We start from the raw sequence: 24,254 nt of genomic DNA, 5'->3' as shown, positions 1-24,254 counted from the left end.
ATAACAGGAGAAATAAATCAGAAAAATCTGATATTTCTTTGATAATTTCGGAGTTCGCCCGATTTTTTAGCTTACTGCGCATAAATTTATTTTGACAGCTGAATTAAAACAGTCAATCCTTTTAAGCATGCCAATACAAAAAACGGCATCAACAGTTAATCGAACTGTCCCATTGGGAGGATATAATGAAGAAGATCACTATTCTGGGTGTTGCCGTATCGGCCGCCCTTTGCACCACAGCCTATGCGCAAGACCTGAAAATCGGCGTTAGCTGGTCCAATTTCCAGGAAGAGCGCTGGAAAACAGATGAAGCGGCGATCAAGGCGGCTTTGAACGCTGCAGGCGCCACATATATGTCCGCCGACGCGCAAGCGTCAGCCGCAAAACAGCTCACAGACGTTGAAGCGCTGATTGCGCAGGGCGCTGATGCGCTGATCATCCTGTCCGTGGACAAAGACGCGGTTGGTCCTGCTGTGGATAAAGCAGATGCAGAGGGCATTCCGGTGGTCGGTTATGACCGTCTGATCGAAGATGAACGCGCTTTTTACCTGACATTCGACAACAAAGGCGTAGGGCGGATCATCGCGGAGACCGTTGTTGCGGCTCAGCCCAGCGGTAACTTTGCCATCATCAAAGGTGACAAAGGTGACCCGAACGCCGGTTTCCTGTTGGAAGGCATGATGGAAGTCATCGGCGACAAAGTTGAGTCAGGCGAAATTAATATTGTTGGTGAAGCCTTCACCGATGGTTGGAAACCGGACAATGCTCAGAAAAACATGGAGCAGATTCTGACCGCAAATGACAACAAAATTGACGCGGTCTTGTCCCAGAACGATGGTATGGCAGGCGGCGCAATTGCAGCCCTTGCAGCGCAAGGACTGAGCATTCCCGTTGGCGGTCAAGACGGCGATCATGCGGCTCTGAATCGCGTAGCACGTGGCGAACAGACTGTATCGGTTTGGAAAAACTCCCGTGCTTTGGGGGCAGCGGCAGCTAACATCGCAATGGATCTGGCGAACGGCACAGCTTTGGCAGACGTCAAGGATGCGGTTAAGTGGTCTGGTGGCGAAAATGGCGTTGAAATGAATGCAATTTTCCTCACACCAACACCAATCACGGCCGGTAACCTAAGCCAAGCAATTGATGCTGGCCATATTTCGCAAGAAAAAGCCTGTGCCGGTGCACAAGCTGGCGTCGCTGGTTGCTGATTTGAGCTGAATTTGCCGGGCGCAGGTAACCGCGCCCGGTGCTCTCATTTTCTAAAATGCCCATCTGCTTTTCCCTGCGCTCGACTGCGCAGAACGGAGACGCATATTCTGCTTGAGGCGCTGACACATGACAGATCAAACATCGCAAAACTCTGGCGCGGAGCCCGAAAAAGAAGGCGTCATCGCCCGCTTTTTCCGGGATACCGAACTGGACACTCGCCTTTTGGGCATGCTGGGCGCTCTGGCATTAATTTGGGTGGGCTTTCACCTTTACGGCCAGATGTTCCGTGGCGGCGGCTTCTTTCTGACGCCTCGCAATCTGTGGAACTTATCTGTTCAGACAGCCTCAATTGGGATCATGGCAACCGGCATGGTGCTTGTGATCATCACGCGACATATCGATTTGTCGGTTGGATCGGTTTTAGGGTTTTGCGCGATCGTCATGGGCGTCGTCCAGGTTAATATTCTGCCGCAGTACCTAGGGCTTGGCCATCCGCTGATCTGGATCATCGCAATTCTTGTAGGCATCTCCTGCGGCACATTCATTGGCGCTTTTCATGGCGCGTTGATCGCTTATGGCAAGATCCCTGCCTTCATCGTAACGCTGGGTGGTCTGCTGGTTTGGCGCGGTGCTGCTTTTCTTGTTGCGCGCGGCGAAACGATTTCACCTGTGGATCCTACCTTCGCTCTTCTCGGCGGCGGACCTTACGGCGCTATTGGCTCCGCGGGCAGTTGGTTAGTCGGCATACTGGGATGCGCCGCCGTTCTTGGGCTGATCGTGATGGGACGCCGCAAGCGTCGCGTCTTTCATATCCAACAGCGTCCGATCTGGGCCGAGAGTTTTATCGCTGTTGTCGGCTGTGGTGCCGTGATTGGATCCGTTCTGCTGGTCAATGCCTACCCCTGGCCACGCGGCATTGTGCGGCGTTATGCCGAGGCCAATAATGTCGAAATCCCTCCTGAAGGTCTCTTCATATCGCACGGATTTGCCATTCCGGTTCTCATACTTGTGGCGGTTGCGATTTTCATGACGATCCTGATGTCGCGCTCGCGCTTCGGACGCTATGTCTACGCCATCGGTGGTAACCCCGAGGCGGCGGAGCTGGCAGGTATCAACACGCGCTGGATGACGGTGAAAATTTTTGCCTTGATGGGTGCATTGGCAGGGCTTTCCGCCGTTGTGGCCTCCGCTCGACTTGGCTCCGCGACAAATGCCTTGGGGACATTGGATGAGCTTTACGTAATTGCTGCCGCTGTCATCGGCGGAACATCTCTCGCAGGTGGGGTGGGGACAATCTATGGCGCCATTCTTGGCGCGCTTGTCATGCAATCGCTTCAAACCGGCATGGTACTCATCGGCTTCGACGCCGCAATGCAACAGATTGTGGTGGGCTCGGTCCTTGTTCTGGCGGTCTTCCTTGACATTCTTTACCGTGCCAAATCCAAGTAAGGGGAACGATCATGACAACCCAACGTACAGACACCCCGCTTGTTCAACTCAAGGACATCTCAATTTCCTTTGGTGGTATTCGCGCCGTCGACCATGTCAGCCTTGACCTATATCCAGGTGAGGTCGTGGGCCTGCTGGGCCACAATGGCGCCGGTAAATCCACGTTGATCAAAATCCTCGCAGGCGCATACCAAAAAGACGGTGGAGAGATCTGGATCAATGGTGAGAAAGCCGAGATCGCCAGCCCGCGAGACGCGCGGGACTACAATATCGAAACGATTTACCAGACACTGGCTTTGGCCGACAATCTGGACGCAGCTTCCAATCTGTTTCTTGGTCGCGAATTGGTGACCGGTATGGGTTTCGTGGATGACGCAAAGATGGAGAATGAGACCGCCAAAATCATGGCGCGCCTCAATCCCAATTTCAAAAAACTCAAGGAGCCGGTGAGCGCCTTGTCGGGGGGGCAACGTCAATCCGTGGCGATTGCCCGCGCGGTCTATTTCAATGCCAAAATCCTGATCATGGATGAACCAACGGCCGCCCTTGGCGTGCACGAAACGCAAATGGTCGCCGAGTTGATTCAGGAGTTGAAGAAACAGGGTCTCGGCATTTTCCTTATCTCGCATGACACGCGCGAAATGCTGGATCTTTGTGATCGTGTATCGGTTATGAAAAACGGCAAAATGATCGGCACAGAACGTGTCGAGGACGTAACCGAGGATGACATTCTGAGCATGATTATCATGGGTAAGAAACCGGATCAGGCGGCCTAGACCATGTATCTTGGGTTAGATCTTGGCACTTCCGGGCTTAAGGCGGTGCTGATCGACGACAATCAAACTTTATGCGCAGAGGCAACAGCGCCTCTGAGCGTGACACGGCCTCAATCCGGTTGGTCAGAGCAGAATCCGGCGGATTGGCTTGCTGCTGCGGAGGCGGTGATGTCTGAGTTGGCCGGGCAGCATGACTTGAAGGGCTTGCGTGCTATTGGCCTGAGCGGCCAGATGCATGGGGCGACGCTACTGGATGCAGCAGGAGATGTTCTGCGCCCTTGTATGCTTTGGAATGACACCCGCAGTCACCGGCAGGCGGCCAGCTTGGATGACGATCCGAAATGGCGCGACATATCAGGTAACATCGTGTTTCCAGGCTTTACCGCGCCCAAAGTAGCCTGGGTGCGTGAAAACGAACCCGAAGTCTGGCAAAAAATGCGCAAGGTCTTGTTACCCAAAGACTACCTGCGCCTATGGCTGATCGGCGAAGCTGTCTCGGAGATGTCCGATGCGGCTGGCACCAGTTGGCTTGATACCGGCAGACGCGATTGGTCTGACGCGCTTTTGGAGGCGTCTGCCCTAACCCGGGAACATATGCCCAGGCTCGTGGAAGGCTCACAGGTATCTGGTGTATTGCGTGACACCCTGGCCGCGCGGTGGGGGTTGCCGAAGGGGGTGATCGTGGCGGGCGGTGCGGGAGACAATGCCGCCGCTGCCGTGGGTATGGGCGTGGTCAAACCGGGGCAGGCGTTTATATCACTAGGCACCTCCGGCGTACTGTTTGCAGCCTCGCCCGCCTATCAACCTGACGCGCCAAGTGCCGTGCACACCTTCTGTCATGCGTTGCCAAACACCTGGCATCAGATGGGCGTCATTCTGGCATGCACAGATGCGCTCAACTGGTTTGCAAACCTGGTGGGCTCTGATGCAAAATCGCTCACACAAAATCTTGGTGCACTGGCAGCCCCATCCGAAACGCTGTTTCTGCCATATTTGGGTGGCGAACGCACGCCGCACAATGACGCCGCAGCGCGCGGTGCGTTCTTGGGCCTGGGTCATGCAACCGATCAGACAGCAGGTACGCGCGCGGTTCTCGAAGGGGTCAGTTTCGCTTTTAAGGACTGTTACGATGCGCTGCGCGGCACAGGGACACAGATCAATAGCCTGGTTGCGGTCGGTGGCGGTAGCCTGTCGGACTACTGGTTGAACATTCTGGCTACCCTTTTGGACATGCCAATTGATGTGCCTAAAGCTGGCGATTTTGGCGGCGCATTCGGGGCCGCGCGCCTGGCCCAAATGGCCGCAAACGATGCAGGGCCAGAATTGGCCGTAGCCCCTGATACAGATCACACGATATTCCCAAATCCAGTACTGAGTGAGGCGTTCCGCGCCGGTCACGCGCAGTACCGTGCTGCCTATCGCGCCCTCAAGGAGACTCTATGACCGACTTTTTCGCGGGTATTTCACCCGTTACCTATAACCCGAACGCGCCTGCGGATCAGTTGGCCTATCGTCACTACAACGCGGATGAAATTGTCGCCGGTAAACGGATGGAAGACCATTTGCGGTTTGCTGTTGCCTGGTGGCACAGTTTTGCATGGCCGGGCATGGATCCTTTCGGCGGACAAACCTTCGAGCGTCCTTGGTTCGGCGATACTATGGATCTGGCGCGGCTCAAAGCGGATGTTGCGTTCGAGATGTTCGAAATTCTCGGACAGCCCTTCTATTGCTGGCACGACGCGGATATCCGACCTGAAGGTGATAGTTTTGCCGCCAGTAAGCGCAACTTTGAAGAGATCATCGACTATCTGGGCGGTAAAATGGAGGCTGGTGGGCCTGCGCTGCTTTGGGGCACGGCCAATCTCTTTTCGCACCGGCGCTTTATGTCAGGTGCCGCCACCAATCCCGATCCTGAAGTTTTCGCCTGGTCGGCCGCGACGGTTAAAAACTGTATCGATGCCACCCATAAGCTGGGCGGGGAAAACTACGTGCTTTGGGGGGGGCGCGAAGGCTATGAGACTCTGTTGAATACTGACCTTGCGCGCGAACGCGTACAGGCCGGTCGGTTTTTGCAGATGGTCGTCGACTATAAGCACAAAATTGGCTTCAAGGGAGCCATTCTGATCGAGCCCAAACCACAGGAACCAACAAAACATCAGTACGACTATGATGTTTGCACTGTTTACGGGTTCCTCAAGGAGTTTGGTCTTGAAGGCGAAGTGCAGATGAACATTGAGCAAGGACATGCTATCCTAGCGGGGCATAGCTTTGAACACGAGTTGGCAACAGCCTCGGCATTGGGCATTTTTGGCTCCATCGACATGAACCGAAATGATTACCAATCCGGGTGGGATACAGATCAGTTCCCAAACAATGTTCCCGAGGCTGCACTGGCCTATTATGAGGTGCTCAAGGCCGGCGGTTTCACCACGGGTGGTACTAATTTCGATGCGAAGCTGCGCAGGCAAAGTCTTGATCCGTTAGATCTGATCGCAGCGCATGTGGGCGCCATGGACATCTGCGCGCGTGGTCTCAAAGCGGCGGCGACAATGATGGAAGATGGCGGTTTGGAAGAAGCCAGGGCGGCACGTTATGCAGGCTGGGATGAGGTTGCCGCGAAAAGCTTGCTAACCTCTGATACGCTTGAAGTCATTGAGGCGCGTGTTGCGTCGGGCGGAATAGATCCACAACCCCGGTCGGGCCAACAGGAAATCTTGGAAAACTACGTAAGCCGATTTGTTTAAGGGCATGCAACGATGGCACAAATTCTGGCAGATGTTGGTGGAACAAACGTTCGGTTTGCTTGCGCCAGACGCGGCACCATAGACGCATCCCTGACACGTCGGTTTCAAAACGATGGTTATGCCAGTTTTGATGCCGCTCTCATTGCTTACTTGGCGGATGTCAAGGTTGCCAAGATCGAAGCGCTGACCGTTGCGGTTGCTGGACCCGGTGATGGCGTGACGGCGCGGCTGACAAACCGGGACTGGCAATTTGACGCGCGGCGGCTGGCGTCGGACCATGGACTGCAAGGCGTCAACCTCATGAATGATCTTGCGGCTTTGGGCTACGCTCTTGATAGTCTGGACGAAGGCGGTCTACGACCTGTCGTCCAAGCCGAAACAGGGTCAGCGGCGCAGATGCAGCGTCTGGTCATAGGCATAGGCACTGGCTTTAATGTAAGCCCGGTCTTGTCTCATGCAGCAGGTGTGTCATGTCTGTTGGCTGAGGCAGGTTTGGTCAGCTTGCCCAGTCGTATGAAAGACCCTCTGGAGAAGTTCCTCGGCCGGTCTGCCGATTGGGTCAGATGCGTAGAAGATGTGCTGTCCGGGCCCGGATTGTCCCGCCTCCACAGCGAAGCAACCGGCTGTGCCGCTGTCGATGCGCGCGTCGTTCTGGAAGAAGCCTGTTCTGGTGATGTAAATGCCATTGCCAGCCGCGCGATATTTGCGCGCATGTTAGGGGAATACGTGCAGGATTTGCGACTGCTTTACATGCCGTCGGGCGGTATCTTTTTGGCCGGTTCTGTTGTTCGAGCACTGTTGGACAGCCCCGCGCGCGCGATTTTCATAGAAACCGTCAGCGCACAGCCAACTGTTAAATCAACCCTGCCGCCGGTGGCCATATCCGTGATTACTCAAGATGAAGCCGCCCTTTTGGGTTGCTTGGCCTATGCCAGGTCGCCATCTTAGTTTGGCCACCACGTGACGCCAGTAGGCGGTATGGATTTCCCGTCAAGGTCCACGGTTTCTGTGCTGTAATTGAACGCGAAAAGATGTGTTTCTGTGTGTCGCAAGCGCAAACCTTCGGGTAATTTTCGCGTGGGAAACTGCGCTCTTTTGCTTAGATTGACGATAATGCGGTCCCATAAATCTGCGTCGGGCCAAGCGCCCAAATAGTGCTGATTGCCCGTGGTTTTTAAAATGGGAGCCCCGGCTTCGCTTTCAAATAGTGTGTCCGCCTGTCCTTCGAGTGTTTCAACCCAGTGCTGGACCGCGCCACCGCCTTTGACGGGGCGAACCACCGAAGCGGGAAGGCTTTCAACAGACACGACGGTGACATCAATACCGGGAATATTCGGGCCCATAGGCATGGGGATAGACAGCTCCGCTGAAACTGCATTGGCACGCGGGCCGATCAACGAAACGGTGTTTCCCAGAGCACGCATAAGTCCGTCCGGGAAATGAGCCAATCCCGGCGCCAACACCAGTTTGTATTCCGACAGATCCGACACTGTCGAGGGCACAATGTCGATCGACAAACCGCGCTTTCGCAAGGCCCGGTAAGCATCCAGCATCAAACGAAAATAGCTGAAGCCTTTTCCTTGAGGCAAGGTGGCCCAAGCCCATTCGGAAGGGTAATCGAATATCAAGGCCACATCGGATTTCTTGGCGGCAATTTCGGGCATTTCAGCGATCTCGCGCGCCACCTGTGCGGCCTCCGCCAGACCGGGGGCTGCGCTATCATCGGGTCGGCGCAATCCGGCGTGCATTTGTTCTTGTGCAAACGGGGCCTGACGCCAGCGAAAGTAGCTCACCACTTCTGCTCCATGGGCAAAGGCTTCCCAACTCCACAGGCGTATCATCCCCGGCAGCGGCGCGGGATTGTGTGGCGCCCAATTCACCGGGCCGGGTTGCTGCTCCATCACCCACCATCGTCCTTCTTTGCCTACCGCACGGTATAGATCGTGGTGGAAGGCCTGCATGTCCGGATCTCCCTGCTGGAGATAGCGGGTTTTGTAGGTTTCGCTGCTTTCCAGCCGATCAGACAGAAAGCCAATGGGATAGCTGTCCCAACTTGCGATATCTATGGAGGCCCCGACGTCGAAGTGATCAAAATCCAGTACCCGACCCATATAGTTGTGGATCAAAGGCGCATCAGTACGGGCGCGTAGGGCTGCGACCTGTACCTCGTGGTAGCGCACCACTTGATCTGAGCTGAAACGCCGAAAGGCCATTTCGTGGCTCGGATTGGATTGCGTGACAGTCAGGTTGGGCAGGTCGATTTCGTCGAAACTTCGATACTCCATGGACCAGAACACGTTGCCCCAGGCAATGTTGAGCGCATCTATGGTTTGATACCGCTCGGCCAGCCAAAGGCGAAATGCATCCCGCGCCGCTTCCGAGTAGGAGATTATCGTGTCGTGACACCCGTATTCATTGTCGATTTGCCAAGCGAGGATACGTGGATCATGCCCGTAGCGGTCACCCAGAATCTGTGCGATGTCGCCGCTGGCTGCGCGGTAGCCCGCATGGCTAAAGCAATAGTGCCGCCGCGATCCAAATTTGCGCGGATGCCCTTGAGCGTCCAGTGACAGCATATCTGGAAACCTGTCCAGCATCCATCGAGGGGGCGTGCAGGTTGGTGTCCCTAGGATGATCTTGAGGCCCGCTTTGCTGAGTGTTTCGATCGCGCGGTCGAGCCATTCAAAGGTGAAATTGCCGGGTGTGGGTTCCATCCGGCTCCAAGCGAACTCGCCAATCCGGACCCAGGAGAGGCCGTTCTCGACCATACGGGCAGCATCGCGCGCCCACATGTCTTCAGGCCAGTGTTCGGGGTAGTAGCAAACACCTAATGCGCGTTTCACAAGATCACCTTTGGCTCGGCGCGCCCTTCACCTGCGTTGGCGATCGCAAAAGTCTGACCATGACTGGTGTTTTCTTGAATTTCTTTGGAATCGATGCCTTGCATCGCACTGGTCACAAAAAGAGTTGTCATCTCTTCGCCTCCAAAAGCTGGGCAGGTGGTATGGGCTGCGGGCACTTCAATGCTGTGCTGGAAAACGCCGTCAGCTGAGTATGAGGCGACCCGACCAGCTCCCCAAAGCGCGATCCACAGTGCGCTTTGGGCATCAACAATTGCACCGTCGGGGTTCATGTTGTCAGGACGGAAGTCGATTAAAACCGTGGTATTTCCGGCGGGCCAACCCGCCCGATCCAACGGCACCTGCATCAGTTTTGCCTCGGCGGTATCCGTGAAATAAGCAAACTGCCGGTTGGGCGCAAAGCAGATGGCGTTGGAGATTGTGATCTGGCCAAAGAGCTTTCGCAATTGCCCTTGATGGTATCGGTAAACAGCGCCGGCGCCGGGCTGTGCGTCAATCCCCATGGTTCCGATCCAGAACCCGCCCCAGGGATCAGCGCGACCATCGTTGGAGCGTGTCATTGCATTTGTTTGTTCGAGAGATGCCAACAGTGACTTGCTGCCATCCGCTAGGTCGAACTGCCACAGACCCGTTGATGAGGCGATGAGCAATGTCTCAAAATCCAACCAGCCGGCTGCAGAGACAGGTGCGTCAAACTCCCATTCCACAGCCCCCTTCTTCGTTTGGCTCAGTAGTTTTTTGCCCAAAATATCAAACCAGAACAGTTGTTTGCGCAATGGATGCCAAAGTGGCCCTTCGCCGAGCTGGCATCGCCGGGCGTCATAGACCGAAGGTGTCACGCGGTGGCCTGTTTGTAGGCCTCGACAATCCTCTGCGCGCGGGTTGCGACATCTGCGGGCGTCATGTTCGGTTTGTAAATGGCGGAACCCAAACCAAACCCGTCCGCACTTGCCGCGATCCAATCGTCGAAGTTTTCAGGTCCCGCGCCGCCGACCGCAAACACAAGCGTGCCTTTGGGCAAGATAGGGCGCATCGCCGCCAATCCGGCTGTGCCCGCCATGGCACCTGGAAAAAGTTTCAGCCCATCTGCGCCAGCCTTTAAAGCGGCAAACGCTTCCGTCGGCGTGAAGATCCCGGGCCAGCTTTGCATGCCATGAAGTTTGGTTGCCTTGATGACTTCCACATCGCAATTGGGCGACACAATCAGTTGGCCCCCCGCTTTCGCGACCGCATCAACTTCGGCGACGCTCAAAACCGTGCCTGCGCCAATGAGTGCGCGATCGCCAAACGCCTGCACCAGGTTGGCAATGCTCGTCAAAGGGTCTGGGGAATTCATCGGAACTTCGATCCGAGTGATGCCCGCGTCCAGAAGGGTCTGGGCCACTGCGGTGGCTTCAGGAGGCGTGATGCCGCGCAAAATGGCGATCAGGGGCAATGTCATGTGAGAGCCTTTGTGTTTCTGTAAGCAGCGGTCAAACCCGCGAGGGTTGCGCGTTCCGTATCCACCAGCATGGCCTCGACACCTTGCGGGCGCAGAGCGGATTGATAGGCGCGGGCCTGTTTTCCGGTGCCCAATATCGCAATTTTCTGGCCCAGCCAGTAGGCGCGGGCGGCGGCAAGCTCAGACCCGATCAAAAGGCCGGAGAGCGTCGCACGGGTGATGGGTGCCGTGGTTTGATGCAACAGGTTATTTGCCCGCAGACCAAACAATCGCGCGGCCAGCCGTTCCGGGTGGGACATCGCATCGTTGATCGCAGTCTCAAAAGCAGCGCTGTCCCAACCGTCCTCCGCAACACTATGACGTAAAACGGATTTTTCGCTGATCAGGGCAAAGAGTTCGCCAGACATGAAAGTTTGGAAACTGATCACTTCGCCGGCACTTAGCAAAACCCATTTGGTATGGGTGCCTGGCAGGCACAAGACGCCGTCCCAACCGGGATTAAGTTGCAAGAACCCTGCGATCTGGGTTTCCTCGCCGCGCATCACATCGGCCGGTGAGGATTGGGACAGACCAGAAACGACGCGTACATCTAACCCATTGGTTGTGGGCGCGGCAGTGAGGGCTTCGGCAAGCGGTGTGCAGGGCACGGAACGGTAGGGGGCTTCGACCCAGCCCTGGCGAGATCCGACCATACCGCAGGCGATAACGGGGAGGTTGCCGTCCTTCAGCCAATCGCCGACCAGCGACCGCAGCGCGGGCTCGAACTCCGCTGCGGCCAGCCGCCCCATACCGTCTTCTGACTGCGCGCGTTTGCAAACGGTTGCGCCTTGCATTGCAAAGACACGCAGATTGGTTGTACCCCAATCCACGGCGATCCAGTCCGGTGCGCTGTCCTTGCTCATGCCTTCATCCCGTTGTTACCACTCCGCCATCAACAACCATGCATTGTCCAGTCATCATTCGGCTTGTCTTTGAGGCAAGGAACAAAACCGCATCCACAACGTCTTGCGGTTCAAGGTGGGTTTTCAGACATTGGCGCTCCAGATGTGCTGCCAAAGCTTCTGGTGTCGCCCATTTGTCCAGTTGTTTGGGTGTCAAAACCCAGCCGGGCGCCAGAGCATTTACGCGGATGCCGTCAGGGCCAAGCTCGCGCGCCAAAGAGCGGGTCATGGCAGTGATGCCGCCATTAGCCGCAGTATAGGCCGGGTAGCCTGCATTGCCCATCATGTAGCTGATGGAGCTGAAATTAATGATCGCTCCCGAGCCCCTTTTGATCATCCCGGGCGCCACAGCTTGGGCGGCAAAGAAATAGGCTTTGAGATTGACAGATAACAGAAAATCCCAGTCTTCGGGCGTGAGTTCCAACCAGTTGTGGCGCCGGTCATTGGCGGCATTTGACACCAGAGCATCGATCGGGCCATGCACTTCTTCGGCGGCTGTGATGGTTTTGCGCAGACCTTCGGTATCGGTGATGTCACCTTGGAAAAACACCGGCGCGCGACCGTGCTTTTCCGCCATCTCATCGACAAAGGCGCTGGCATCCGAGCGTCCGATGAACGCCACATTTGCACCTTGGGCCAGAAACCCGTCGGTGAGGTCCGCGCCAATGCCGGAACCGCCCCCTGTTATGTAAATGGAGGCCCCTTTGAGGTCGTGGAAAATTGCGTTCTGGGTCATCAGAGTACCTCTGAGATAGGATGTGATTTCCGTGCACAAACTGTGCACAAAACGTATGACTTTTTCTGCGCGTCGCGGGCGGGACTGCAACGGCTCACAGCCGCCTTCCTTCCAGCACCCACATACTTTCAGGGAAACTCCATGGCAAGGTCAGGCCGTTGCTCATAAGTGTGGCACCGGTCAGGGTCACGGTGCCGTCTTTAAGCGCGAGTTTCCCGCGCGACAGCCCCATGGCAGACGCGCGGTTGCGCAGGCTAATTTCGTAACGTGCAGTGGGTTCCAATCGGGTCAGCCGCAACGGGCGGGGCGCGATTTGCGGCGATGTGCCGGACTTGCCGACAAAAACCACGAACTGGCTGCCGTCGCGGGCCTGCTGTTGTTCGGCAATTACCGAAGGGTCGGAGGCATCGAGCCGCAGGATGTCAGCGGCATACATCCAGTCGCGGTTAGCCTTCCACCAGGCTGTGACATCGGCGAGCACGGCGGCTTCATCACCGGTCAATTCGCGCGGGTCCATCTCAAACCCCATATGGCGTTGCGCAGCAACCCAGGCCCGAAACTCGATGTCGAGATGGCGCCCGGAAGTATGACAATGCCGCGGGCCGACGTGGCTGCCGGTCACGGCGGAGGGGATGAAGAGCGCTGCGTTGTGCTGCATCTTCAACCGTTCCAGCGCGTCGTTGCTGTCAGAGAGCCACACCCGTTGCGTGCGGCTGAGAATGCCGAAATCGATGCGTCCGCCACCTGAGGCGCAGCTTTCGATCTCCACGTCCGGAAAATCGGCGCGCAACTGGTCAATCAGCGCATATGACCCGCGTGTCTGGGCGGCATCGGGCATCGGCAAGACCCGGTTGTGGTCCCATTTGATGTAGTCGATGGGGTGCGTGGCCAAGAGGGCTGCGATCCGCTCATAGAGAAATGCGCGCACCTCCGGCAGCGCCATATTCAACGCTTTTTGCTGACGCCCCAGGATCTGGTCTTCGGCCCCCAGCGCCCAGTCGGGATGGGCGCGATGAATGTTGGAATTGGGGTTGATCATTTCCGGTTCAAACCAGATGCCAAAACTCATGCCTTGCCCATGCACATAGTCAATCAGCGGGGCCAGCCCATCCGGGTACTTGCGGGGATCGACCTCCCAGTCGCTCAGGGAAGAGGTGTCATCGTCGCGCTGGCCGAACCAGCCGTCATCCAGCACAAAGCGCTCCGCTCCCAGCTTGGCGGCGCGGGCGGCAATGTCCTGCAGAACCGGCATGTCGTGCTGGAAATAAACCGCTTCCCAGCAGTTGTAGTGCACCGGGCGCGGGCGTCCGGGTTTGGTCCAGGTGACGATCCGGTCGCGCAGATGCCGTTGGAAAGACACTGCACAGCCGTTCAACCCATCCGAGGAATAGACCGCATAGAGCGGGGCGGTGCGGAACTCGGTGGCCGGGGCGGTTTCCATGCGGGCGGCGTGGCCGAACTGGATCTGACGACGGCCATCAGGCAGCTCTTCGGCAATCATCCGGTGCCCGCCGGACCAGCCGTAGTGAAAGGCGAAGGCTTCGCCGCTGGCATTGGTGGCGCCATGGCAAGGGACCAACAGGCCCGGAAAATGCTCGTGCCCGGTGCGGCCGGTGCGGTTTTCACGGTACCGGATGCCAGGAGACCACGCGGTGCGATTGAGCTGGAATTCTCCGCACCAACGTCCAGCCAGATCGATCATTTCGTCCGAGTGTTGCGGCGCGGGCAGCACGGGTGCCGCCAGCCAATGCAAGTGTAAGGGGCGGTCGGCGTTGAGCTGCGATGTCATCGCGATCACATGGGTTTCTGGGTCCAGCTCGAACCGAGCGACATACGTCAGCCGGTTGTCTTTGTCATAACAGGTGACGGCGAGACCACAGTCGTGGGTGTCGACCGATTGCAGTTTGAATTTGGGCAAGAGTGGGGTGCCGTCCTGATCCCGCACGACCATGCCCGGTTGGCCGGGAAAACTGCGCGCGGCTTCAGGACAGAGTGACAGATCCGGGTTTTGATCCAGCATGCCACCGGTGACATCCAGTGCAGCGGTGTCTGCGACCTGCGCGAGGTCCTCGTACTCGGGCAGGGGCGGGCCCCAGTAGATTACTTGTGGGCAGCGCCCGCCTTGTGAGGCGAGCGCCAGTGTCTGGCGTGCGTCGTCCAGCCGCCAGCATTGGATCACTTTACGGCCCCGAGGGTCAGCCCTGCGATGAAGTGTTTCTGCATCAGGAAGAACATCAATACCGGGGGCAGGGCGGCGACGATGCTGCCTGCACTCATCAGGTGATACGCGGCGCGGAACTGCGCGTTGAAGCTGGTGATACCGGCGGTCACGGGTTGGCTTTCAGGGCCCTGCGTCAGCACCACCGCCCAGAAGTAATCGTTCCAGATGAAAGTGAAGATCAGCACCGACAGCGCAGCGATTGCTGGTTTCATCAGGGGGATGACCACGTACCAGAAGATCTTCCACTCGGCGATGCCTTCGACGCGGGCGGCTTCGATCAGTTCGTAGGGCAATGCGCGGATGAAGTTGCGCATGAAAAGCGTGCAAAACCCTGTCTGGAAGGCCACGTGAAAGAGGACCAATCCGGTTTTGGTATTATAGAGCCCCATGTCGAGCGTAAGGTCGCGCACAGGCACCATCAGGATCTGGAAGGGCACGAAGTTACCCGCCACGAACATAAAGAAAACCCAGATGTTGGCTTTGAATTTATAGATGCCCAGCGCGAAGCCCGCGAGGCAGGAGAGGGTCACGGCCCCGATCACGGTGGGCACCGTGATCAACACCGAATTCATCATGTAACGTGGCATATCGGAGTTGAAAAACACCTGCCCGTAATTGTTGAAGAGCTCAAACGAGGACGGCATGCCCCAGTAGTTGCCCTGAGTAAAGTCCACCGCCGGTTTGATCGAGAACACGGCCACGGCGATCAGCGGCAAGAGCCACATGACCAGCGCCAGTGGCAGCAGAGACTGGTAGGTCAACTGCCAGGAGCGCGGGGTTTTTTCAATCGGAGTAGGGAACATTTCAGGCCTCCTCTCGGGCGGGCAATGCGGCTTGTGCCTTTTTCGTCAGACCGGCGCGAACGATGTCATAGGATGTGACAAGCCGGTGGCGTAGTTCACTGTCATCGGTTTGTTCGGGTAGGTTGATCCAACTTCGGTGAAAATAGGGGGCTTTAATGCCCACACCGGCGTCGATCAACAGGGCAGCGGTTTCGATGTCAGCGGTTTTCACAGAGACACCGGGCAGTTTGGCACCAATGCAGGCATACATTTTGCCACCGACTTTCCAGGCGTCATGCCCACCCCCCCAAGGGTCGGATTTTTCCGACCCCGGCAACGTTGCGCATACCGCTTCAACCCGTTTGCGAAGGCTCATCGTCTGCGCTCCTCGGACCACATGGACCACAGGAAGTAGGTGATGAAGACCAGCATGATCAGGAAAAGCACCACGGCGATGGCCGCGCCATACCCCATGCGGAACCCATATTCCGACAGCGCCTTTTCGAACATGTAGAATGACAGCACGCGGGTTTGCCCAAATGGGCCACCGTTGGTCATAATCGAGATCAGGTCAAAGGACCGCAAAGCGCCGATGATGGTCACCACGAAGGCGATGAAAGTGGCGGGTTTGAGTTGCGGGATGATGATGTACCAGAGCATCTTCCAGCCTTTGGCGTTATCGAGACGCCCGGCTTCGATCTGTTCGGGGTCCACCGCGTTGAGGCCGGTGAGGTAGAGGATCATGCAATAGGCAGTCTGTGGCCAGAGACCGGCAGCGATGATGCCGTAGGTCGCCAATGTCGGATCTCCCAGCACGTTGATCGCGTCGACACCGAAAAAGCCCAGGATGTTGTTCAAGAGCCCCTCGTTGGGCAGATAGAACCAGGAAAACACCAGACCAACCACCACCTGGCTGAGCACGAAAGGGAAGAAGAACAGGGATTTGTAAATACGAATGCCGGTTACGGTCTGGTTGAGGAAAAGGGCAATGAAGAGCCCACCGGGGATCGCCAGCAGGTAAAAAAGCAGCCATTTCAGATTGTTCCACAGCGATACTTCAAAAGCGCTGTCGTCCATCAGTTCTACGTAATTGGACATACCGACGTAAGTGGCTTCGCCCAGACCGTCCCAAGCGTAGAACGAGACCACGAAGCTCTGATAGATTGGCCAGAGCACGTAAAAGAGAAAGAAGAGGATCGCTGGCGCAAGAAAAAGCCAGGGCGTGACGGCGATTTCGTTGCGTTTGTACCAACTGCGCGCGGGGCGCTCGGTTGTGGTGTCGGGGTCCATAGCTGTCATCGAAGCTTCTCCTCGGTCGGTGCAGGGGCCTGAGTGCGGCGGCGCATGCGAACGCGAGACCGGGTCGCGCGCGCGAATGAGCCGGAAAAGGGCCGGGCGTTTGGGAGCCGCCCGGCCGATACTTGGTTATTTGTAGACGCGTTCCTGAACCTTATCGAGGCGGTTCAGAATGTCGTCCAGGTTGTCCGGGAAGACCATGAATTCCTGCAGGCCCTGCATGGCTTCTGCGGCCATTTCAGCGGGGAAGTCGCGGTCAAAGAACTGCGCCACACCGCCGGGGCTGTTTTCAGACAGCATGGTGAAGCCTTCGTTCAGGAATTTATCATCGTCCACTGCGGAACCCGCGTTAACGGGAAGCTGCCCCAGGTTCGAACCATTGTTGATTTCGGTCTGAACATTGGCCGAGACAACAAACCGCAGGAATTCGCGGGCATTGTCCTTGTTGGAGGCATTGGCAGGAATGTGGAAGGTGTCTGTCGGCGCATCTTCGGCCATGGCCACGCCTTCGGTGATCGCTGGAAACTGGTAAAAGTCCAGCTTGCTGTCATCCAGACCGGCTTCGCGCAGTGGTGCCACTGCAAAGTTGCCCTTTAGAATGGCCGCCGCTTCTCCCGAAACAATGGCGGGCAGCGATTCCTGCCAGCTGTAGGACTGGTGGTTGTCGACAAAGGCACCCATGTCGAGCAAGGCACGCCAGTTGGCAAAAGTTTCGCGCACCCGGTCGTCTGTCCATTTCACGGTACCGCTGGCCAGTTCCATGTGGAAATCAAACCCGTGGGTCCGCATGTTCAGATAGTCGAACCAGCCGCCCGCAGTCCAATAGTTCTTGGTGCCGATGGTGTAGCATTTGCGTCCCGAATCGATGATCACCTGACAGTTGGATTTCATCTCTTCAAAGTTTGCCGGTTCGTTCAGGCCCAGTTCTTCGTAGATGTCCTTGCGGTAGTAGATGCCCCATTGGTAGTAGGTGTAGGGAACGCCCCACTGTTTGCCATCAATCGTCATCGCGCCTTTGGTGGAGGCGAGGTTTTCGGCAATTTCAGGCTCCGCCCAGAGGTCGGACACGTCTTCGAACAACCCTGCGGATACGTAGGGTGTCATCCGGTTGGCGGCGTACCATGTGGCAACATCAGGCGAGTCCGCAGTCAGGAAGTTGCGGATCTGCGTTTTATAGGCTTCGCGGTCGATCACCGTTGTTTCGACATTCAGATCTGGATGCAGCGCTGCAAAATCGCCGATCATCTTTTCCATGGTCGCGCGGGGTGCGGGGTTAGATGTATCGAGGAAAATCTTCAGATCGCCTGACAAATCCGCCGCAGCAGCGCCGGCAAGCATGGTTGATCCTGCCAATGCCATGAGCATTGAGGTGGTGGTGAAACGCATGGTGTCCTCCCTAAGGTGCGTGTCCAGATATTCGACTGTCATTTGGTTCCATTATTTGAAACCGAGTTTTATATATTGAAAACTACACTGCAATCTGCTTACTCTGTCAACAGTGTTCTTCGGGAAACTGCAGAACACAGGCGCCGCTCGGGGAGCCGGGTAAGATCTTAAATAACTGATGTTTAAGAATTTATCCGAAGGGTGAGGGTCGTACGTAAAACGGGAGGTCAAGAAAAATGTCCGGTGACGGAACCGTTGGGAAAGCCTTGGATGTCCTGGATCAGGTCGCGGCCTACGGCCGTCCTGTGCGCTTTGGCACCCTGCTTGAAGCCAGTGAGTTCCCAAAGGCGACGCTTTATCGGTTTCTGCAGACGCTGACGAATCAGGGCATGTTGGCCTATGAGCCGGAGCGTCAGACCTATAGTTTGGGTGTCCGTCTGGTGCGTTTGGCCCATGCGGCCTGGACCCAGAGTTCGTTGGCACCGATTGCGCGGCCCTTTCTCGATCAGCTGAGTTCTGAAACCGGTCATACCGTGCATCTGGCGCAACTCGACAACGCGCAGGTGCTCTATGTTGACAAGAGGAACGCAGCACAACCGATTGAAATGTATAGCGATGCCGGAAAGGTTGGACCAGCCTATTGCACCGGCGTCGGCAAGGCCATGCTGGCGTTTTTGCGGCCGGAAGAACTGGCGCGCGTGATCGCGCAGCAGTCGTTTCATCAGTTTACGGAACATACTTACACGACGCCGGAAGCGCTTCGTGCAGAACTGGAGGCGATCCGTCACCGCGGGTATGCCTTTGACCGCGAAGAACATGAACCAGACATCATTTGTGTCGCGCAGCCTATTTTGACGGACCGAGGACGTGTTCTGGGCGCGATGTCGATCACCGGTTCGCTCAAGACCGCCAGCCTGGAGCAACTGGAAACCTGGGCCCCGCGACTGGCTCGGACCGCCGACGCCATTGCCGTCGAGGCCCAGGCCTGGCGCTTTCCGGATAGCAATCAACAAAACACAGACCTTCAAAACACAGGGACTTAAAACAATGACAGGTGTAACGCTGAACAATGCCATCAAACGCTATGGTGATGTGCAAGTGATCCATGGGGTAGATCTTCAGGTTGAGGACGGTGAGTTTTGTGTCTTTGTGGGGCCCTCGGGCTGCGGCAAATCCACGCTGTTGCGCATGATCGCGGGATTGGAGGAGACCAGTGACGGTCAAATCCACATTGGCTCGCGCGATGTCACAAAGATGGACCCGTCAGAGCGCGGGGTTGCGATGGTGTTCCAAACTTATGCGCTTTATCCGCATATGACGGTTGAGGAAAACATGGGCTTTGGCCTCAAGATGAACGGCGTGCCCAAGGCGGAGATTCAGCAGAAGGTCAAAGGCGCGTCGGATATTCTGAAGCTTGACGAATATTTGGAGCGCAAGCCCAAAGCGCTTTCGGGTGGGCAGCGCCAGCGGGTGGCCATTGGGCGGGCCATTGTGCGCGGGCCGGAGGTGTTCCTGTTTGACGAACCGCTGTCCAATCTGGACGCGGAATTGCGGGTGGAGATGCGGGTGGAGATTGCCCGTCTGCACAAGGATATCGGCGCAACCATGGTCTATGTGACCCATGATCAGGTCGAAGCGATGACGCTGGCGGACAAAATCGTTGTTTTGCGGGCTGGGCGGATTGAGCAGGTGGGCGCACCTCTGGAGCTTTATCGTAACCCGGACAACAAATTTGTTGCGGGATTTATCGGGTCGCCGGCGATGAATTTTCTCGATGGCGTGGTCAGCGACGGTGGCGTGGATGTGCCGGCGTTGGGGCGCAGTGTGGCGTTGGACGCCGATTTGCCTGCCGTTGGGACAAAGATCACTCTGGGTGTGCGCCCCGAGCACATCGAGGTTCACATCAACAAGGGAGATTTAAACGCCGATCTTTCGGAGGCGCTTGGTGGGGTTTCCTATCTGCATCTCGTTGCCAGAACGGGCGAGCGCATCATTGCCGAAGAGCGTGGTGATGAGCGTGCGGTGGCGGGAGACACCGTAGACATAAGCTTTGAACCTAGACGCGCGATGGTTTTCGCCCACGACAGCGGATTGCGCATTCGCTGATGGGGTGACGTGCCAAGGAGGATTGGAAAACACCCCCAGGCGCGTCGCAACGGATGCGATTCTGTTGCGGCAAACAGGTGGCGGATTGTGATGCGATCCGTCTATGTTTTCTACCGCCATGAAGACACGAAGCGGCCTTCGAAGTTTAGCTGTTCAACGCTTGTCTGGCCGGAAGAATTTGACTTTTTGTCAGGGCTGAGAGGCGCGTCCCCGCGTTTTGAGCGAACTTGATGCACGCGATCTGTAAATGGCAAAAAACAGGGCCCCGCTGGGGAAACGGGGCCCGACGTTTTTCAATGACTTTAAGAAAAGGCGCTAGATGGCGATTTTTCCACCACCTTGTTTCGTGACCACGACCACAGAGGGGCGCGGCGGCATAGCGTCATCAAAGTCCGGCCAACGGGTCGCCGGATCCTCGAAGGTCGAGTCGCGCTCGAAGCCCTTGAAGTCCTTTGTGCCATCCGTGCCGGGGTGCTGAACCGCGAGGAACAGCGTTTCGCCGTTATCGTGGAAGTAAGGACCGCATAACTCTCCGCCAACTGGGCAGCGGAAGAAGAGCTTGGACGTACCGCGCAGATCGCCATCGGTCTCCAAGCCATAGAGCCCGTCCGATTTGCCAGTTTTACCCCAGCTCGAACCCTGATCGGTGGAAATCCACAGCCGCCCATCCGCGTCAAACGCGCAGTTGTCGGGCGAGCCGAACCAGCCGTTTTCGGAAGTTTCGGGGTTCCACTGAGCGCCGACCTCTTCGATGGTCGGGTCGCCACATTTGACCAGAATGGACCAGGTGCCCTTGTCAGCCGCGTGGTCCCCACCGTCTTCCTTGATCTCGATGATATGACCAAAGGAGCTTTCGGGGCGCGGGTTGGCCGCATTCACCTGATCCGCTGTCCGACGGGTGTTGTTGGTCAGCATGATGTAGGCGGTGCCGTTGGGCCCGGGCTGCGCGTCTTCCGGACGGTCCATCGGCGTAGCGCCCAGCAGGTCCGCCGCAATGCGCGTATCGATCATCACGTCCGCCTGGCTGTTGAAACCATTCTCTGCGGTGAGCGGGCCTTCTCCGTGCACCAACGGCATCCATGCGACGGTGCCATCCTCGTCAAAGCGCGCCACATAAAGCGTGCCATCTGAGAAGAGCGAACTGCCGAACACACCGGTTTCATCAGTCACCGTGCCGCCGGAGACGTATTTGTACTGATAGTCAAAGCGGTTGTCGTCGCCGGAATAGACCACCAGTTTACCGCTGGAGGAGACGGTTGTTTCCGCCCCCTCGTGGCGGAACCGGCCCAGAGCGGTGTGCTTGATCGGTGCGGCGTCAGGGTTGCGCGGGTCTACCTCGACGATCCAGCCCCAACGGTTCGGCTCGTTGGGTTCCTTGTCGATGTTCCAGCGATCGTGATGCTGACCCCAGGCGTACCAACGTCCCGGCACGCCGTAGCGCTTCATATTGGCGGCTTCGGACTGGGCAGAAACGTCCGGCTTGTCCTCTCCATCGACCACATCGGTCCAGAAATAGCCGTGGAAGTTTTCTTCGGCCATCAGGTAGGTGCCCCAGGGCGTCATGCCGCCAGCACAGTTGTTGACGGTTCCGATCACGGTCATGCCCTCGGGATCCGCATTGGTTTTCATCCGGTCGTGACCGGCGGCGGGGCCGTCAATGGTCATTTCCGTGCTATGCGGCGTAATGCGACGGTTGTATTGGCTGTCGCGCACCAACGCCCATTTGCCGTCGTCGCCTTGTGCGATTTCCACCACACTTCCACCATGTGCGGCCATTTCGATGTCGACCAATTCCTTGGTCATGCCCTTGAAGCCGTCGCGGTCTTGGCGGCCCAGACCGGGGAACATGACCTCTTCGTTGGTGTATTCGTGGTTCACACACAGCAGACCGCGGGTGCCCGCGTCGTTCAGCGCCGTGAAGCCCACATAGTCGTTGTTGTAGCCAAACTGCTTGAGCTGCGCTTCGGCGGTCTGGTTCTGCACATCGAACTCCGGCGCATCAGCCGTGATCGGGTCGCCCCACCGCAGCAGGATATCGGCGTTGTAACCTTCCGCAATGTGGTGCTCTTCGTCATTGCCCCATGTCAGTTCTTTGAAGTTGTAGCGACCCGCAGCACTTGCGGCGGCCTGTTTCGGCGCAATCATCGCAGAGGTTCCGAAAAGTGCGGTTGTTGCGGTCACACCCAGGAAGCCCTTGAGCATGTCGCGACGGCCATAGCGCCGGTTGATCACATCACCGATGGTGCGGCTCAGGTTGGAATTTGTCGGAATATCGTCAAAAGCCTCGTAGGCCTCTGCTTTGTTTCCGATGCTGGGGTCGTTGATTATTTCCTTGCGGTCCATTTGCGTCCTCTGTTGGTGGCTAGGTTAAAACGAGCGGTCACAATGAAGCGCCGCCTTTTTGTGCCTCATATGCCCGCGCCGTGTAACGGCTGCGTGACGGGTCAGGCTTGTTTTTTGGGTTTCCCGTGACGAGTGTAACTTCAACGACAAGGAGAAATCAAACCAGCTCTGCAACAAGTTTGGGAATGTTTTTCCGAAACGGAAAAAAACCCTTTGTTGCCAAAGGCCAAGCCCGGTTGTCATAAGCGCGTTTCAGCCGCACCAAAGTCGGCGCACGCGGATCCCGATCTAGATTTTCCAAGATTGCGGCAATTGGTCCCACAGGTGCATGGGCTGTCACGATCTGTTGCAGGTCTTGCTGTTTGGTCCAGGCGATGATCTCATCGACGGTGGACACTGGCGTTGGTTCCCCTCCCAGCCTGTCGCGCCACCGGGTTGTTGTATCGGCCATGGCCGCTTCTCTAAACGCGTTCAGGTGCGGTGCCGGTATGAGGGGGCTGAACCCGTTATGGACCACAAGGGTCGCGGTATGGGCGGGCGCGATCTGGTTGAGAAGGAAACCGGGGCTGAGGTCCTCTGTATGCAATAGCAGGCCTGTCTTCGACCCACTTTTCGGCGCCGCCATGTTGGGCAGGGCACGGGGCTGGGGCAGAGGCTCTGCGGGCAGGGGTGCTGCATGGGATGCCAGCCCCACTGGCGCAAACCGCCCTTCGGTGTATTTTGCGATGTTGCTGGCGCGAGCCAGATAGGTTTTGCCAATGGTCTGCTGGCCGGTTACCCACCGCCAGCTCAAAGTGTTGGAAGCCGGATCTCCATCCAGCAAATGGCGCAAGAAGAAGTCTGCACCCAAGGTCCAGGGCAGGTGCAATGTGAAGACCCAGATCGAGGCAAACCACATTCGGGCGTGGTTGTGCAGATACCCGGTATCGGTCAATTCCCGAGCCCAGTGGTCAAAGCATTCGATGCCTGTGTCTCCACGGCAGGCGGTTTCCCATTGTTTGCGGAGCCCTGATTGCGTTTGCAAACCGTCGTAATCCCTTTGCAGCGCCGCGCAGTATTGATCCCAGACGGTGGGGCGCAATTCGAGCCAGCCTTTCCAGTAGGTGCGCCAGAAAACCTCCTGCACAAATTTCTCAGATGCAGCCGGTGAATGGCGGGCCAGGACGGCCTGCAGCACATCTTGTTCCGTGATCAAACGGCAGCGTAGATAGGGTGAGAGGTTGGAGACACCTGTGTGGCGCTGCGCACCCAGATCGTAATTGCGGCGGCTGGCGTAGTCACGACCGGCTTTTGGCACGAATTTTGACAGGTTTTCCAGCGCCGCCGTACGGGTGGGTGGGAATGTTTTCAATGCGTTCATGCAAGGGCACCTAAGGCGCAGTGCTGTTTGTTCAACACGATTACCTAAGATTGAACCGGTGCCCCTTGCAGCCCCCGTTTGCCAATACTAAGATTTAGGTAACGGTTCGCAGAGTATGGTCTGTGCGAACACTAAAGAACAGGCACCCCTCATGAACGATCCCATCGACACCTATATGAATCTTGTCCCCATGGTTGTGGAACAAACCAGCCGGGGCGAGCGTGCATACGACATCTTTTCGCGGCTGTTGAAAGAGCGGATCATCTTTCTCTCCGGGCCGGTCCATGATGGCATGTCACAGCTGATCGTGGCGCAGCTTCTGCACCTTGAAGCGGAGAACCCATCCAAGGAAATTTCGATGTACATCAACTCGCCTGGTGGTGTTGTGACCTCCGGCCTGTCGATCTACGATACGATGCAGTACATCAAGCCCAAGGTGTCCACATTGGTCATCGGGCAGGCGGCTTCCATGGGATCTCTGCTTTTGGCTGCTGGAGAAGCAGGCATGCGGTTTTCGCTGCCCAATTCGCGCGTCATGGTGCACCAGCCTTCGGGTGGGTATCAGGGTCAGGCCACTGACATCATGATCCACGCGCAGGAAAC

At 57.0% G+C, this 24,254-nt stretch carries 21 protein-coding genes; 9 read left to right on the top strand and 12 right to left on the bottom strand.

What is annotated here, in order from left to right; all coding sequences use genetic code 11:
* Positions 1-185: 185 nt before the first annotated feature.
* From AB8B75_RS07195 to AB8B75_RS07170, 6 genes are all read left to right on the top strand, one after another.
* Positions 186-1,208, top strand: a complete 1,023-nt coding sequence (locus tag AB8B75_RS07195) for a substrate-binding domain-containing protein (protein WP_405361014.1) — start codon at positions 186-188, stop codon at positions 1,206-1,208.
* Positions 1,209-1,335: 127 nt separating this feature from the next.
* Positions 1,336-2,658, top strand: a complete 1,323-nt coding sequence (locus AB8B75_RS07190) for a sugar ABC transporter permease (protein ID WP_405361012.1) — start codon at positions 1,336-1,338, stop codon at positions 2,656-2,658.
* A gap of 11 nt (positions 2,659-2,669) precedes the next feature.
* Positions 2,670-3,434 (top strand): ATP-binding cassette domain-containing protein, encoded by a 765-nt coding sequence (locus tag AB8B75_RS07185; RefSeq protein ID WP_405361011.1) that lies wholly within the window; start codon positions 2,670-2,672, stop codon positions 3,432-3,434.
* Between the two features lie 3 nt (positions 3,435-3,437).
* Positions 3,438-4,877 (top strand): xylulokinase, encoded by a 1,440-nt coding sequence (gene xylB / locus AB8B75_RS07180; RefSeq protein ID WP_405361009.1) that lies wholly within the window; start codon positions 3,438-3,440, stop codon positions 4,875-4,877.
* A complete protein-coding gene (gene xylA, locus AB8B75_RS07175) occupies positions 4,874-6,178 on the top strand; it encodes a xylose isomerase (RefSeq protein WP_405361008.1) in 1,305 nt (434 codons plus the stop codon). The genes xylB and xylA overlap by 4 nt, the downstream gene beginning before the upstream one ends.
* Before the next feature lie 12 nt (positions 6,179-6,190).
* Positions 6,191-7,126, top strand: a complete 936-nt coding sequence (locus AB8B75_RS07170) for a glucokinase (protein ID WP_405361006.1) — start codon at positions 6,191-6,193, stop codon at positions 7,124-7,126.
* Here AB8B75_RS07170 and AB8B75_RS07165 read toward each other — a convergent pair.
* The 10 genes from AB8B75_RS07165 to AB8B75_RS07120 form a co-directional block, all read right to left on the bottom strand.
* A complete protein-coding gene (locus tag AB8B75_RS07165; protein WP_405361005.1) occupies positions 7,123-9,021 on the bottom strand; it encodes a beta-galactosidase in 1,899 nt (632 codons plus the stop codon). The genes AB8B75_RS07170 and AB8B75_RS07165 overlap by 4 nt on opposite strands.
* Positions 9,018-9,878: an SMP-30/gluconolactonase/LRE family protein gene (locus AB8B75_RS07160; protein WP_405361003.1), complete on the bottom strand. Its 861-nt coding sequence runs from the start codon at positions 9,876-9,878 to the stop codon at positions 9,018-9,020. Before AB8B75_RS07160 ends, AB8B75_RS07165 begins: the two co-directional genes overlap by 4 nt.
* Positions 9,875-10,480, bottom strand: coding sequence for a 2-dehydro-3-deoxy-6-phosphogalactonate aldolase (locus tag AB8B75_RS07155; RefSeq protein WP_405361001.1), 606 nt, complete (start codon positions 10,478-10,480; stop codon positions 9,875-9,877). The genes AB8B75_RS07160 and AB8B75_RS07155 overlap by 4 nt, the downstream gene beginning before the upstream one ends.
* Positions 10,477-11,382 (bottom strand): 2-dehydro-3-deoxygalactonokinase, encoded by a 906-nt coding sequence (locus tag AB8B75_RS07150; protein WP_405360999.1) that lies wholly within the window; start codon positions 11,380-11,382, stop codon positions 10,477-10,479. Before AB8B75_RS07150 ends, AB8B75_RS07155 begins: the two co-directional genes overlap by 4 nt.
* Positions 11,383-11,386: 4 nt before the next feature.
* The gene (locus AB8B75_RS07145; RefSeq protein ID WP_405360997.1) at positions 11,387-12,157 is read right to left on the bottom strand and encodes an SDR family NAD(P)-dependent oxidoreductase; all 771 of its coding nucleotides are present in this window, start codon (positions 12,155-12,157) and stop codon (positions 11,387-11,389) included.
* Between the two features lie 94 nt (positions 12,158-12,251).
* Positions 12,252-14,336 (bottom strand): alpha-galactosidase, encoded by a 2,085-nt coding sequence (locus AB8B75_RS07140; protein WP_405360995.1) that lies wholly within the window; start codon positions 14,334-14,336, stop codon positions 12,252-12,254.
* The gene (locus AB8B75_RS07135) at positions 14,333-15,181 is read right to left on the bottom strand and encodes a carbohydrate ABC transporter permease (RefSeq protein WP_405360993.1); all 849 of its coding nucleotides are present in this window, start codon (positions 15,179-15,181) and stop codon (positions 14,333-14,335) included. Before AB8B75_RS07135 ends, AB8B75_RS07140 begins: the two co-directional genes overlap by 4 nt.
* Position 15,182: 1 nt before the next feature.
* Positions 15,183-15,536 carry an MmcQ/YjbR family DNA-binding protein gene (locus AB8B75_RS07130; RefSeq protein ID WP_405360991.1) on the bottom strand — a complete coding sequence of 118 codons (354 nt, stop codon included), beginning with the start codon at positions 15,534-15,536 and terminating at the stop codon, positions 15,183-15,185.
* Positions 15,533-16,459, bottom strand: a complete 927-nt coding sequence (locus AB8B75_RS07125; protein ID WP_405360990.1) for a carbohydrate ABC transporter permease — start codon at positions 16,457-16,459, stop codon at positions 15,533-15,535. Before AB8B75_RS07125 ends, AB8B75_RS07130 begins: the two co-directional genes overlap by 4 nt.
* A gap of 126 nt (positions 16,460-16,585) precedes the next feature.
* Positions 16,586-17,842, bottom strand: coding sequence for an ABC transporter substrate-binding protein (locus AB8B75_RS07120; protein ID WP_405360989.1), 1,257 nt, complete (start codon positions 17,840-17,842; stop codon positions 16,586-16,588).
* 236 nt (positions 17,843-18,078) lie between these two features.
* On the opposite strand from AB8B75_RS07120, the gene AB8B75_RS07115 reads away from it, so the two are divergent.
* Entirely contained in the window at positions 18,079-18,885 is an 807-nt protein-coding gene (locus AB8B75_RS07115; RefSeq protein ID WP_405360987.1) for an IclR family transcriptional regulator, read from the top strand.
* Positions 18,886-18,889: 4 nt separating this feature from the next.
* Positions 18,890-19,948 carry an ABC transporter ATP-binding protein gene (locus AB8B75_RS07110; RefSeq protein ID WP_405360985.1) on the top strand — a complete coding sequence of 353 codons (1,059 nt, stop codon included), beginning with the start codon at positions 18,890-18,892 and terminating at the stop codon, positions 19,946-19,948.
* A 315-nt stretch (positions 19,949-20,263) separates the two neighbouring features.
* On the opposite strand, the gene AB8B75_RS07105 is transcribed toward AB8B75_RS07110, so the two are convergent.
* Together AB8B75_RS07105 and AB8B75_RS07100 are read right to left on the bottom strand one after the other, a co-directional pair.
* Positions 20,264-22,291 carry a PhoX family protein gene (locus tag AB8B75_RS07105; protein ID WP_405360983.1) on the bottom strand — a complete coding sequence of 676 codons (2,028 nt, stop codon included), beginning with the start codon at positions 22,289-22,291 and terminating at the stop codon, positions 20,264-20,266.
* Between the two features lie 157 nt (positions 22,292-22,448).
* Positions 22,449-23,651: an FAD-binding domain-containing protein gene (locus AB8B75_RS07100; RefSeq protein WP_405360981.1), complete on the bottom strand. Its 1,203-nt coding sequence runs from the start codon at positions 23,649-23,651 to the stop codon at positions 22,449-22,451.
* 151 nt (positions 23,652-23,802) lie between these two features.
* Here AB8B75_RS07100 and AB8B75_RS07095 point away from each other — a divergent pair.
* Positions 23,803-24,254: ATP-dependent Clp protease proteolytic subunit (locus tag AB8B75_RS07095; protein WP_405360979.1), on the top strand; the 452-nt coding region annotated here is incomplete at its 3' end.

Origin of the sequence: Roseobacter sp. (genome assembly GCF_045106495.1) — a bacterium.
In the GTDB taxonomy this organism is placed as follows: Bacteria; Pseudomonadota; Alphaproteobacteria; order Rhodobacterales; family Rhodobacteraceae; genus Roseobacter.
This window is presented reverse-complemented; position numbering and strand designations above follow the sequence as displayed.

Bases quoted from the DNA above. Each gene is read 5' to 3' on its own strand.
- AB8B75_RS07195 (WP_405361014.1), top strand. From the start codon at position 186: ATGAAGAAGATCACTATTCTGGGTGTTGCCGTATCGGCCGCCCTTTGC.
- AB8B75_RS07190 (WP_405361012.1), top strand. From the start codon at position 1,336: ATGACAGATCAAACATCGCAAAACTCTGGCGCGGAGCCCGAAAAAGAA.
- AB8B75_RS07185 (WP_405361011.1), top strand. From the start codon at position 2,670: ATGACAACCCAACGTACAGACACCCCGCTTGTTCAACTCAAGGACATC.
- xylB (WP_405361009.1), top strand. From the start codon at position 3,438: ATGTATCTTGGGTTAGATCTTGGCACTTCCGGGCTTAAGGCGGTGCTG.
- xylA (WP_405361008.1), top strand. From the start codon at position 4,874: ATGACCGACTTTTTCGCGGGTATTTCACCCGTTACCTATAACCCGAAC.
- AB8B75_RS07170 (WP_405361006.1), top strand. From the start codon at position 6,191: ATGGCACAAATTCTGGCAGATGTTGGTGGAACAAACGTTCGGTTTGCT.
- AB8B75_RS07155 (WP_405361001.1), bottom strand. From the start codon at position 10,480: ATGACATTGCCCCTGATCGCCATTTTGCGCGGCATCACGCCTCCTGAA.
- AB8B75_RS07150 (WP_405360999.1), bottom strand. From the start codon at position 11,382: ATGAGCAAGGACAGCGCACCGGACTGGATCGCCGTGGATTGGGGTACA.
- AB8B75_RS07145 (WP_405360997.1), bottom strand. From the start codon at position 12,157: ATGACCCAGAACGCAATTTTCCACGACCTCAAAGGGGCCTCCATTTAC.
- AB8B75_RS07135 (WP_405360993.1), bottom strand. From the start codon at position 15,181: ATGTTCCCTACTCCGATTGAAAAAACCCCGCGCTCCTGGCAGTTGACC.
- AB8B75_RS07130 (WP_405360991.1), bottom strand. From the start codon at position 15,536: ATGAGCCTTCGCAAACGGGTTGAAGCGGTATGCGCAACGTTGCCGGGG.
- AB8B75_RS07125 (WP_405360990.1), bottom strand. From the start codon at position 16,459: ATGACAGCTATGGACCCCGACACCACAACCGAGCGCCCCGCGCGCAGT.
- AB8B75_RS07120 (WP_405360989.1), bottom strand. From the start codon at position 17,842: ATGCGTTTCACCACCACCTCAATGCTCATGGCATTGGCAGGATCAACC.
- AB8B75_RS07115 (WP_405360987.1), top strand. From the start codon at position 18,079: ATGTCCGGTGACGGAACCGTTGGGAAAGCCTTGGATGTCCTGGATCAG.
- AB8B75_RS07110 (WP_405360985.1), top strand. From the start codon at position 18,890: ATGACAGGTGTAACGCTGAACAATGCCATCAAACGCTATGGTGATGTG.
- AB8B75_RS07105 (WP_405360983.1), bottom strand. From the start codon at position 22,291: ATGGACCGCAAGGAAATAATCAACGACCCCAGCATCGGAAACAAAGCA.
- AB8B75_RS07100 (WP_405360981.1), bottom strand. From the start codon at position 23,651: ATGAACGCATTGAAAACATTCCCACCCACCCGTACGGCGGCGCTGGAA.